The organism is Dietzia sp. NPDC055343, from assembly GCF_053645265.1.
Window position 1 is genome coordinate 64975 of the sequence record NZ_JBSHMJ010000019.1, and the last position, 11590, is coordinate 76564.

The following is an 11590-nucleotide window of genomic DNA, read 5'->3' on the forward strand; positions in this document are numbered from 1 at the left end:
TGAGCCGGGTGGGTCAGGCGCTGAGGATCCGCCGCGCCACGTGCTGCCCGGCCATGCCGTGGACGCCGGGGCCGGGCGGGGTCGAGCCGGAGGCGTGCCAGACGCCGGGGATCCCGGTGGCGAACGGATCCACGCGCGGGACGGGGCGGGCGATCAGCCCGCGTAGGTCCACCCGGCCACCGGCGATATCCCCGCCGAGGTGGTTCGCATTGTGCTCGGACATCCGGGAGGCCGGAGTGCAGTGCGTTGCCACCACCACGTCGCGCACGCCCGGGGCGACGGCCTCAAGCGCGTCCAGGACCTGCTCGGTCTGGTCCCGCTCCGAGAACGCCGGGACGTGGGCGTAGGTCCAGAGTGGCCGGCGGCCGTCGTCGGCGATGCGGCCGGGGTCCGTGACCCACGGCTGGGAGATCAGGATCATCGGCTTGTCGGCATGGCGGCCGGCCGACACCTCACGTTCGGCGAGCCGGATGGCGTCGGTATCGCCACCGAGATGCACGGTGCCCGCCTCGCGGAGCCGGGCATCTCGCCACGGCACCGGCCCGGAGAGAACGAGATCAACCTTGGCCGCCGCGCCGCCCATGGGGACGCGGTTGAGACGGCGAGCGCGTCGGGCCGTGGCGGGCGAGGGCGAGGACGCCAGCAGGATCGAGCCCAGTCCGCGCGGCGAGGTGGTGAACACGACGTGCGGGGCGTCGAGTTCTGCCAGGCCACCGATGCGGACGCCTGTTCGGATCACCCCGCCGGCAGCGTGCAGTGCGTCGGCGAGCGCGGCCGTGAGCGCGCCGCTCCCACCCGCCGGAAGGGCCCAGCCCAGGGGGGCGTGGAGAAGTGATCCGAGAACGAGGCCGGCCGCCGTGGCGGCCGGTGAGCCGAGCGGGGTGATGGCGTGGGCGGCGATCCCGGACATCAGCGTCCGCCCGTCGGTGCCCAGTGAGTCCGGCAGCGCACCCCGGGGGTGTGCGCGGACGAAGGCGCCGGCGAGTGCTGCGGTGGCGGCCGGGGACGGGACGGAACGCTGGTCCGACAGCGCTGCGGCGGCCACCTCGACGGGTCGACGGGCGAGCGCGCCCATCAGAGACCACCACGCGGCTGCTTCCCGCACTGAGCCGAACCCGGCCGCGAGGGCACCCGGAGCGGGGTCGGTTGGCACGACGATCGCATCCCGGCCGGGCAGCGCGTGCCCCAGCTGCACCGGGGGAGTGACCATCTCGACACCGTGCGCGGCGAGGTCGAACTCGCGGAAGAACGGCGACGCACCGGCCATCGGATGGACGGCCGAGCACGGATCGACGACCAGCCCGTCCCAGTGACCGGACGACAGTGCCCGTTCCCGGTCGGCGCCGGAGAGCAGGTCGGGCAGAGGGACGGTTCGACAACCGCCGCCGATGCTCTCCTGCTCCTCCAGCACGACGACCCGGCGACCGGATCGCGCGCACAGCAGCGCCGCGGCGAGACCGTTCGGGCCGGAGCCCACCACGGCGACGTCCGCGCGTATCCGGCCGGCCGCGCTCACCCGAACAGTTCCAGGCCGTAGCCACGGCGTAGCTCCTCCAGCAGGTTCTCCTGTGACCGGGCCTGGTCCGCGAGCGCGAGCAGGAGGCTCCGGACGTCGCCGGGGAGCATCGTGTCGTCGTCGTCGTCGTCGGGCCCGGGGGCGCGGGCGTCGACGACGGCGGCGTCATCGCCGTCAGCCACCCACGACTCGGCGAGCAACTCCCACATCGACTTCTTCGCCACGACCAGGGTGCGCAGGCTCTCGAGCAGGCCGAGTCTGGTCAGCGGATCGCGCACGATCGGCCCCGCCGGGAGCGCGGCGAGGGCGATCGTCGCCGACGCCCGCACCATGCGGCGGCCCGGCGCACCCACCGGCGAGATCCCCGTCAGCAGGCGCCGCGTTGTGGCGATCTCCCCCTCGAACTGGGGGCGAAGTGGCGCGAGCCGCGCCCTGTCCGCGGGATCGACCGCGCTGATGCACCGATCGAGGATCGTGCGTCCCACCGCGGCGCCGTAGAGGTGCGCACGGAGGTACATCGCCGTCGCCGACCGACCGCGGGTGGGGCGTAGGGCGGCGGCCCGCGACCCGGGGAACCGGTCGGGCCCGGACATCGAACGGTGTGAGCGGGCCATGGGGGCGACCTTCCGATCATCAGGAGAACACCGAGGCTACGGGTGAGGCGTTCGTCACGATAGGCCGTCGAGGTCTCTGTAGGCCACCGGCGGCCACTGGTGAGCGGCGGGGATGGGTGGCCTAGACTGACCGTGCCCGAATTGACACTGAGGAGTTCCCACTGTGACAGCATCCGGACGTCCCGTCGTCCTCATCGCCGACAAGCTCGCCCAGTCGACCGTCGATGCGCTCGGCGACGCCGTCGAGGTCCGATGGGTCGATGGCCCGGATCGCCCGAAGCTCCTCGAGGCGGTCAAGGACGCCGACGCGCTTCTCGTGCGCTCGGCCACGACCGTCGACGCCGAGGTGCTCGCGGCAGCGCCCGGTCTCAAGATCATCGGCCGTGCCGGCGTCGGCCTGGACAACGTCGAGATCCCCGCGGCCACCGAGCGCGGCGTCATGGTCGTCAACGCCCCCACGTCGAACATCCACTCCGCCGCCGAGCACGCGGTGGCGCTGCTGATGTCCGCCTGCCGCCAGATCCCCGCGGCCGACGCGACGCTGCGCGAGCACACCTGGAAGCGCAGCTCGTTCAACGGTGTCGAGTTGCTCGGCAAGACCGTCGGCGTGGTCGGACTGGGCCGGATCGGACAGCTCGTCGCGCAGCGGCTGGCGGCGTTCGAGACCAACCTCATCGCCTACGACCCGTACCTCCCGGCCGCACGCGCCGCACAGCTGGGTATCGAGCTCGTCGACATCGACGAGCTGGTCGCGCGTGCGGACATCATCACGATGCACCTGCCCAAGACCAAGGAGACCGCCGGCCTCTTCGACGCGGACCGTCTGGCCCGTGCGAAGGACGGCGTCGTGATCGTCAACGCCGCACGTGGTGGCCTGATCGTCGAGTCCGCGCTGGTCGACGCACTCAAGTCCGGCAAGGTCCGCGCCGCCGCGCTCGACGTGTTCGACACCGAGCCCTGCACCGATTCGCCGCTGTTCGAGCTCTCCAACACCGTCGTCACCCCGCACCTGGGCGCCTCCACCAGCGAAGCCCAGGACCGCGCCGGCACCGACGTCGCCCGCAGCGTCCTCCTCGCCCTCCGCGGGGAGTTCGTCCCGGATGCGGTCAACGTCTCCGGCGGTCCCGTCGGCGATGAGGTCGCCCCCTGGCTCGATCTCGTCCGCAAGGTCGGCCTCGTCTCAGGGCACCTGTGCCCCGGCGTCCCCACCACCGTCAAGGTCGAGGTCTCCGGCGAGCTCGCCGCCGAGTCGGTCGACGTGCTCGGCCTGGCCGCGCTGCGCGGCATGTTCTCCGCCATCACCGACGAGCCGGCCACGTTCGTCAACGTCGGCCAGATGGCCGAGCAGCGCGGCGTCACCCACTCGGTGGAGACCCGCAGCGAGTCCAAGTCCTACCGCAGTACCGTCTCCGTCACGGCCGTGACCGCGGACGGCGCGAGCGCGAGCGTCACCGGCACGCTCTCGGGCCTGGAGAAGGTCCAGAAAATCGTGCGGATCAACGAGCGCGGCTTCGACATGCGTGCCGAGGGGCAGAACCTGTTCGTCCACTACGCCGACCGCCCCGGCGTGCTCGGCCGCGTCGGCTCCATCCTCGGCGGCGAGGGCGTCGACATCCAGGCCGCGGCCCTGAGCCAGGACGCCAGCGGCGAGGGGGCTTCGCTGATCCTGCGGGTGGACCGCGCCGTGGCCGAGCCCACCGTCGACCGGATCGTCTCGGAGCTCAGCGCCACCGCCACCCAGATCAACCTGGACTAGAAGCGAAAAGGAACCGACCACCCTCATGAAGCTGGCAGTCATACCCGGAGACGGCATCGGTGTCGAGGTCACGGCTGAGGCGCTCAAGGTGCTCGACGCACTCGTGCCCGGAGTCGAGAAGACCGAGTACGACCTCGGTGCGCGCCGTTACCTCCGCAACGGGGAGACCCTCACCGACGAGGACATCGCGAGCCTCAAGGAGCACGACGTGATCCTGCTCGGCGCGATCGGCGATCCCCGATCCGTGCCGGCCGGCGTTCTCGAGCGGGGCATGCTGCTCCCGCTGCGGTTCGCCCTGGATCACCACGTCAACCTGCGGCCGTCCAAGCTGTACCCGGGCTCGGCCACGCCGCTGAAGGCGCCCGGCGAGATCGACTTCGTCGTCGTCCGCGAGGGCACCGAGGGCCTCTACACCGGTAACGGTGGCGCCATCCGTGTCGGAACGCCGCACGAGATGGGTACCGAGACCTCGGTCAACACCCGCTACGGCGTGGAGCGCGTCGTGCGCGACGCGTTCGCCCGGGCGACGTCGCGGCGCGGCAAGCTCACGCTGGTCCACAAGACCAACGTGTTGGTCAACGCCGGCGGACTGTGGCAGCGCACCGTCGACGAGGTGGCGCCGGAGTTCCCCGAGGTCGAGGTGGACTACTGCCACATCGACGCGGCGACCATCTACATGGTCACCGACCCGTCGCGCTTCGACGTGATCGTCACCGACAACCTGTTCGGCGACATCATCACGGACCTGGCGGCGGCGGTCACCGGCGGCATCGGGACGGCGGCGTCGGGCAACATCGACGCCTCGGGCACCAACCCGTCCATGTTCGAGCCGGTCCACGGCTCGGCGCCGGACATCGCCGGACAGGGCAAGGCCGACCCGACGGCCGCGATCCTGTCTGTGGCGCTGCTGCTGCGCCACGTCGGCAAGGACGCCGAGGCCGATCGTGTCGAGGCCGCCGTCGAGGCCGATCTCGCGTCGCGAGGCGACACCGAGATCGTCACCGCCGAGGTGGGCGACCGGATCGTGGCGGCGGTCAGCGCCTAGATCCCCCGGTACGGCGCCGGGTGTCCGGGCCGGGTGCCGACGGCCCGCGGGTGTGATTCGCGTGAAGAGGATCACACCGCGGGCCGTCGGCGTTCACAGTGGAGTCATGGACGTCGAACTGGTCGAGGTGCGGGACTTTCTCGCGCGGTGCGCGCCGTTCGATGAGCTGCCCGGGACCGTACTCGATCGACTGCCCGCCAGACTGACCCAGCGCTACCACCGGCGCGGCAGCGTGATCGTCGGGGCGGGGGAGACCAACGACACCCTGCACATCATCCGGTCCGGCGCCGTCGAGATCTGCGACCCGGAGGGCACGCTGCTCGACACCCGCGACGAGGGTGACTGCTTCGGATACTCGACCCTCGCCCACGCCGGACCGTCCCGGTACCGGATGGACGCGGTCGCCGACACACTGCTGCTCGAGATGTCAAGGGAGGTGTTCGACGAGGTCGCGGCCGAGCACCCGGTCCTGAAGGACTTCTTCGGCGAACGCAGCGACAGGATCCGTGAGGACCTCGCCTCCGCGCGGGTGGCGGCCTCCGGGGGCGATGTACTGGGAACGCCGGTCGGGGAGCTGCTGACGCGGGACGCGGTGACCATCGGGCCGGAGGCCAGTATCCGGGAGGCCGCACGGATCATGACCGAGCGCCGGGTCTCGTCGCTGCTGGTGGTCGAGTCCGCCGCGGTGATCGGGATCTTCACCGACCGTGACCTGCGGTCGAAGGTGGTGGCCGTCGACGCCGACACGAGCGCGCCGGTGTCGGCCATCATGAGCCCCGACCCGGTCTCCGTCGACGTCCACACCCGCGCGTTCGATGCCACGCTCCTGCAGATCGATCGCGGGGTCCACCACCTGCCGGTGGTCGACGGCGGGGTGCCGCTGGGGGTGGTGACGTCCGGGGACCTACTGCGCATGGTCCAGGCGGACCCGGTGTATCTGGCGGCGCGGATCGCGCGCGCTCCGGATGCCGCGGCGGTCGCCGGGCTGGCAGAGAGGCTGCCGCCGCTGGTGGGTGAGTTCGTCCGCAGGGGGACGACGCCTCAGGATATCGGCCGCGTGGTCACGGCGACCGCGGACGCCGCCACGCGTCGGCTGTTGGCATTGGCGGAGGAGGAGCTCGGACCCGCGCCGGTCCCGTACTGCTGGGTGGGGCTCGGGTCGCAGGCCCGCGACGAGCTCGGGGTGGCCAGCGACCAGGACAACGCCCTGGTGCTGGCGGACGACGCCGCCACGGTCGCGGGCGCCGACGACTACTTCGCGGCCCTGGCCGATCGGGTCTGCCACGGCCTGGACCGCGCGGGATTCCCTCTGTGCCCCGGAGACGTGATGGCCGCCAACCCCGCGTGGCGTCGTACGACGACGGAGTGGATCAACCAGGTCGCGGACTGGGTCGGCGCCCCGGATCCCGATGCGATGCTCCATGCGCAGGTGTTCTTCGATATCCGGGCCATCCGCGGCCCGGCGGCGCTTCTCGCGCCGATTCGCCGGGATATGCTCGCGCGCGCCAGCGCCAGCCCCCGATTCCAGGCTCACCTGGCGAGGATCGCGTGCGAGTGGCAACCCCCGCTGGGGTTCTTTCGTGGACTGGTGGTGGCCCGCCGGGGCGAGTACCGCAACACGCTCGAGATCAAGGCGGGCGGGATCGCCCCGGTCGTACAGATCGCGCGTCTTCATGCCGTGGCGGCCGGGGTGGAGGAGGTGGCGACGCTGGACCGGCTCGACGCCGCGGCGAGCGCCGGGGGGATCGCGCGTGGCGACGCCGAGAATCTGGCCGAGGCCTTCCGCTTCCTGCGCCGGCTCGCCTACCGACATCACGCCCTCCAGATCGCGGAGGGCAGGCCACAGGACAACAACGTCGACCCGAGGAGCCTGGGTAGCAAAGACCGACACCGACTGCGGGCGGCGTTCCGGATCATCGCCGCGGCGCAGGACGCACTGGCGCTCAAGTACCCGGTCGGACGGATGTGATGGCGTTCGGCCGGCGGGACGGTGAGCGCGGCAGGCGCAGAGCCGCGGCGAAGTTACCGGATGGTGGGCTGCGCCGCTATCTCGAGAGCCCTGTGCCCGACCGGGCGACGCCGGTGGACGAGCTGGCGCTGCTCGCCGTCGATGTCGAGACCACGGGGTTGGACCCGCGGCGCGACAGGGTCCTCGCGGTGGGGTTCGTGCCCGTGGACGGGACGCGGATCGCCCTCGGGGGCGCCGGGGCGGTGTTGGTGCGGGCGGACGCCCGGGGCGACGACGACGGGGTGGGCCAGAGCGCGATCGTGCACGGCATCACGGACGACAGGATCGCCGAGGGCTCGGAGGTGTGCGAGGTGGTTGACCTGCTCTTCGATGCCATGGTCGGTCGCGTGCTGCTCGCCCACTACAGCCCGATCGAGATCGACTTCCTCGGCGCGATGTGTCGCCGTGTGTACGGCGTGCGTCCGCCGCTCGTGGCCGTCGACACCCTCGAGCTGCAGAGGCGGGTGACTCGGCCGGGCATCGACATGGGGTTCACGGCCGACCCCCACCCGGACGACCTCCGTTTGTGGGGAGCGCGCGAGAGATACGGACTGCCGCGGTACCGGGCCCACGACGCGCTCGTCGACGCGGTGGCCTGCGCCGAGCTGTACCTCGCCCAGATCGCCGAGCTCGGGGAGCGCGGGGCGCGCACTCTCCGGGATCTGCGAACGGCCTAGGATCGGGGGCATGCGTCTCGCCCGAATTGCCCACCCGCAGGGGTTCGCCTTCGTTGAGGTCCGTGGTGACGTCTCCGACCCGTCGTCGCTGACCTGCGCGGAGATCTCCGAACATCCCTTCGGCACCCCCGAGTTCACCGGCCGTGAGTGGCCGCTGGCCGATGTACGTCTCCTGGCCCCGATCCTGGCCTCCAAGGTGGTGTGCATCGGCAAGAACTATGCGGAGCACGCGGCGGAGATGGGGGGCGAGGCTCCTGCGGAGCCGTTGATCTTCCTCAAGCCCAACACGTCGGTCGTGGGGCCCGAGGCCGCGATCGCGTACCCGCCGAGCTCGGAGCGGGTCGATTACGAGGGCGAGCTGGCCGTGGTGATCGGTCAGCCCTGTCGCGATGTCTCCGCCGCGCGCGCCCACGAGGTGATCCTCGGCTACACCTGTGCGAACGACGTGACCGCGCGTGATCAGCAGAAATCGGACGGGCAGTGGACCCGGGGCAAGGGCTACGACACGTTCTGCCCGCTCGGCCCGTGGATCGTCACGGATCTCGACCCCAACGGCCTGGATGTGCGCACCACGCTGACGAGCGAGGGCGGCGGCCCGGAGCTGAAGCAGGACGGCAACACCTCGCAGTTCATGCACACCGTCGGGGAGATCATCGAGTACATCAGCCGGGTCATGACGCTGCTGCCGGGCGATGTGGTGCTCACCGGCACGCCCGCCGGTGTCGGTCCGATGCTGCCGGGGGACCGGGTCACGGTCGAGATCGAGGGGATCGGCTCGCTGAGCAATCCGGTCGTCGACCGCTAGTCACATCCGGCAGTCGGTTCTTCCGGCCACCGACACGGCCTCGGCGGCCGGTTCTGCCGGCTCAGGAGACGTTGAACGCCTTGAGTACGGTCCGCAGCTTGGCCCCGGTCTCGGCCACCTCGTCGTCGGGGTCGGAGTCGGCCACGATCCCCCCGCCGGCCCAGGCGACGGCCCCGGTCCGTCCGGCGTCGATCTCCGCACAGCGGATGGAGACCATCCAGTCGCCGTCACCGGAGGCATCGGCCCATCCGACGGTCCCGGCGTAGAAACCGCGTGGGCCCTCGATGCCGGCGATCAGCCGTCTCGCCTCGTCCGTCGGTGTCCCGCACACCGCCGGGGTGGGATGGACCGCGAGTGCCAGATCCAGCGCGGTGGTCCGACGGTCGGCGATGCGGCCGCGGATCCGCGTGCCGAGGTGCCACATCTCGCGGGTGGAGGTGAGCGAGGGACGCGCGGGGATCTCCAGTTCCCCGCAGAGCGGGCCCAGTGCCTCGGCGATCGAATTCACGACGAAGGCGTGCTCGAACGCGTCCTTTCCGGAGTCGCGCAGTGCGCGGGCGGAGGCCTGGTCGACGGTGGGGTCCGCGTCGCGCGGCGCCGAGCCGGCCAGCGGGTGGCACTCGACGACGTCCCCGCGGCGCCGCACGAGCAGTTCGGGACTCGAGCCCACCAGGACTCGCCCGGCGCAGTGGTCGCCGGCGGGGGAGAGGTCCACGAGAAAACCGTCCGCGTGCGAGCTGGAGTCGATCAGCGTGGCACACACGGCATGGGGGTCGATCGGCTCGTCGGATTCCAGCCGGACCGCACGGGCCAGCACGACTTTGCCCACCCCACCGGCGTTGATCGCGGTCAGCGCGGTCGACACCCGTGCCCGGTGCTCGGCGGGGGACGGGATCTCCTCGACGACGCGGGCGCGGGTGCGGATGCCCCGGAAGTAGGCCGGGGGTTCCAGCGGACCGTCGGTGCGGACCACCAGCTCCGGTTCCGCGAGCGCAGCGGGCGTATCGGGCTCGAACCCGATCGCGCCCACGACGAGACCACAGGCGCCGGATCTCAGGGCGAGGGCGGCGTCGGCGGGGTCGGTGAAGGTCTGGAGGACGCCCTGGGTCCGCAGTGAACCGGTAGGCCGGGAGAGCAGGAAGTCCGGCGCGGTCACGGGACGGCCGACGTCGGGGGTGTTCCCTGACGCCACGGCTGGCCTCCCTCGACTCGGGCACCCCGTGGATCCACGCCCCGGCGGCGCCCACGAGTACTCGGTTGATCCTAGGCCGGTCCTCGCCGGGGGTGGGAGGCGGGATCGTCACTAGGATGGTCGCCATGACCGCCTCGAACGTTCGCGTCCGCTTCTGTCCGTCTCCCACCGGGACCCCCCACGTGGGTCTCGTCCGAACCGCCTTGTTCAACTGGGCCCATGCCCGGCACACGGGAGGGACGTTCGTCTTCCGGATCGAGGACACCGACGCCGCGCGCGACTCGGAGGAGTCCTATGAGGCGCTGCTCGACGCGCTGCGGTGGCTCGGGTTGGACTGGGACGAGGGCCCGGAGGTCGGAGGGCCGTACGCGCCGTACCGCCAGTCCGAGCGTCGCAACCTCCACCTGGATGTCGTGCGCAGACTGGTCGAGTCCGGGGAGGCCTACGAGTCGTTCTCCACGGCGGAGGAGGTCGAGGACCGCCACCGTGCGGCCGGACGTGATCCGAAGCTGGGATATGACGGTTTCGATCGTGACCTCACCGAAGAGCAGAAGCAGGCGTACCGCGATGAGGGACGTGGCGCGGTGGTCCGTCTCCGGATGCCGGACGAGGACTTGGGGTGGGACGACCTCGTCCGGGGCGAGACGGTGTTCAAGGCGGGCACCGTCCCGGACTTCGCGCTGACGCGTGGGAACGGCATCCCGCTCTACACCCTGGTCAACCCGGTGGATGACGCCCTGATGAAGATCACGCACGTCCTGCGCGGTGAGGATCTGCTCAGCTCCACACCGCGCCAGATCGCCCTCTACCGGGCGCTGGAGCGCATCGGCGTGGCGGACGGCGTGCCCGCGTTCGGGCATCTGCCGTTCGTGATGGGTGACGGGAACAAGAAGCTGTCCAAACGCGATCCGCAGTCGGACCTGTTTCTGCACCGCGACCGCGGCATGTTGCCCGAGGGACTCCTCAACTACCTCGCGCTGCTGGGCTGGGGTCTGTCGGAGGATCGGGACGTGTTCTCGCTCGGGGAGATGGTGCACGCGTTCGACATCCGCCAGGTCAACGCCAACCCGGCCCGTTTCGACCAGAAGAAGGCCGACGCGATCAACGCCGAGCACATCCGGCAGCTGCCGGCCGAGGAGTTCGCGCGCCGGTTGCGTGAGTTCCTCGTGGCGCACCCCGCAGAGGACGGGTCGACCCTCCCGGAGAGCCTTGACGGCGATCGTTGGTCGACCGTCGCGGAACTCCTGCAGACCCGCATCGTGGTGCTGTCCGACGCGTGGGACCTGATCCGGTTCCTCGTCGTGCCGGAAGCGGAGTTCGCGGTCGACCCGCAGTCGGCGGCCAAGAACCTCAAGGCCGAGGCGCGGGAGGTCGTGGACGCGGCCGTGGCGGCGCTGGAGGGGCTCGGGGAGTGGACCACGTCGGCCATCGAGGCCGCGCTGTCCGCCGCGCTCGTGGAGGAGCTGGGGATCAAGCCGCGCAAGGCCTACGGCCCGGTGCGCGTGGCGGTGACGGGATCGCACATCTCGCCGCCGCTGTTCGAGTCCCTCGAACTGCTCGGTCGCGAGGCCACGATCGCTCGCCTGAAGGCGGCGCCGATCGCGGATTGACCAGCCGATTTGCATTCACCCCACAGGGGTTTGATAGTCTCTTCGAGGTTGCTTCGGAAGGGGCAGCCGAGTGAATGCAGTGGCCTATGGTGTAATTGGCAACACAGCGGTTTCTGGTACCGTCGTTCTAGGTTCGAGTCCTGGTAGGCCAGCTGAGCGCGTCTGACGCGTTCCGCAGCGAGATCCGTAACGGATCCGCGTCCTAAGCCCCCGTCGTCTAGCGGCCTAGGACGCCGCCCTCTCACGGCGGTAGCGTGGGTTCGAATCCCATCGGGGGTACAACGCAGAAGGCGCCCGGAGCACATGCTCCGGGCGCCTTTCTCGTCTCGTCGGGTGTCGCACCGTCCGGGCCGGGGCCGGGCGAGGG

Annotated in this window: 9 protein-coding genes and 2 tRNA genes; 8 read left to right on the forward strand and 3 right to left on the reverse strand. The window is 71.1% G+C overall.

Features of this window, described 5'->3' with window-relative positions; translation table 11 throughout:
• Window positions 1–13 precede the first annotated feature (13 nt).
• Together ACWIE7_RS10855 and ACWIE7_RS10860 are read right to left on the reverse strand one after the other, a co-directional pair.
• Complete coding sequence (locus ACWIE7_RS10855; protein WP_454069247.1) at window positions 14–1516, reverse strand: phytoene desaturase family protein; 1503 nt, start codon at window positions 1514–1516, stop codon at window positions 14–16.
• Window positions 1513–2130: a hypothetical protein gene (locus ACWIE7_RS10860; protein WP_454069248.1), complete on the reverse strand. Its 618-nt coding sequence runs from the start codon at window positions 2128–2130 to the stop codon at window positions 1513–1515. The genes ACWIE7_RS10855 and ACWIE7_RS10860 overlap by 4 nt, the downstream gene beginning before the upstream one ends.
• A gap of 163 nt (window positions 2131–2293) precedes the next feature.
• On the opposite strand from ACWIE7_RS10860, the gene serA reads away from it, so the two are divergent.
• The 5 genes from serA to ACWIE7_RS10885 all read left to right on the forward strand — a co-directional run bounded on the left by serA (window position 2294) and on the right by ACWIE7_RS10885 (window position 8421).
• Window positions 2294–3886, forward strand: coding sequence for a phosphoglycerate dehydrogenase (gene serA / locus ACWIE7_RS10865; protein ID WP_452099944.1), 1593 nt, complete (start codon window positions 2294–2296; stop codon window positions 3884–3886).
• A gap of 25 nt (window positions 3887–3911) precedes the next feature.
• A complete protein-coding gene (locus ACWIE7_RS10870; protein ID WP_452099943.1) occupies window positions 3912–4931 on the forward strand; it encodes a 3-isopropylmalate dehydrogenase in 1020 nt (339 codons plus the stop codon).
• Between the two features lie 106 nt (window positions 4932–5037).
• Entirely contained in the window at window positions 5038–6900 is a 1863-nt protein-coding gene (locus tag ACWIE7_RS10875) for a DUF294 nucleotidyltransferase-like domain-containing protein (protein ID WP_452099942.1), read from the forward strand.
• Window positions 6900–7616 (forward strand): exonuclease domain-containing protein, encoded by a 717-nt coding sequence (locus ACWIE7_RS10880; protein ID WP_452099941.1) that lies wholly within the window; start codon window positions 6900–6902, stop codon window positions 7614–7616. Before ACWIE7_RS10875 ends, ACWIE7_RS10880 begins: the two co-directional genes overlap by 1 nt.
• A 10-nt stretch (window positions 7617–7626) precedes the next feature.
• A complete protein-coding gene (locus tag ACWIE7_RS10885) occupies window positions 7627–8421 on the forward strand; it encodes a fumarylacetoacetate hydrolase family protein (protein ID WP_452099940.1) in 795 nt (264 codons plus the stop codon).
• A gap of 61 nt (window positions 8422–8482) precedes the next feature.
• Here ACWIE7_RS10885 and ACWIE7_RS10890 read toward each other — a convergent pair whose 3' ends face one another.
• Window positions 8483–9613: an isochorismate synthase gene (locus ACWIE7_RS10890; RefSeq protein ID WP_454069249.1), complete on the reverse strand. Its 1131-nt coding sequence runs from the start codon at window positions 9611–9613 to the stop codon at window positions 8483–8485.
• 125 nt (window positions 9614–9738) lie between these two features.
• On the opposite strand from ACWIE7_RS10890, the gene gltX reads away from it, so the two are divergent.
• The 3 genes from gltX to ACWIE7_RS10905 all read left to right on the forward strand — a co-directional run bounded on the left by gltX (window position 9739) and on the right by ACWIE7_RS10905 (window position 11502).
• The gene (gltX, locus tag ACWIE7_RS10895; protein ID WP_454069250.1) at window positions 9739–11223 is read left to right on the forward strand and encodes a glutamate--tRNA ligase; all 1485 of its coding nucleotides are present in this window, start codon (window positions 9739–9741) and stop codon (window positions 11221–11223) included.
• An 80-nt stretch (window positions 11224–11303) separates the two neighbouring features.
• A tRNA-Gln gene (locus tag ACWIE7_RS10900) sits at window positions 11304–11375 on the forward strand.
• A gap of 54 nt (window positions 11376–11429) precedes the next feature.
• Window positions 11430–11502: transfer RNA gene (locus ACWIE7_RS10905), tRNA-Glu, on the forward strand.
• Window positions 11503–11590 lie beyond the last annotated feature (88 nt).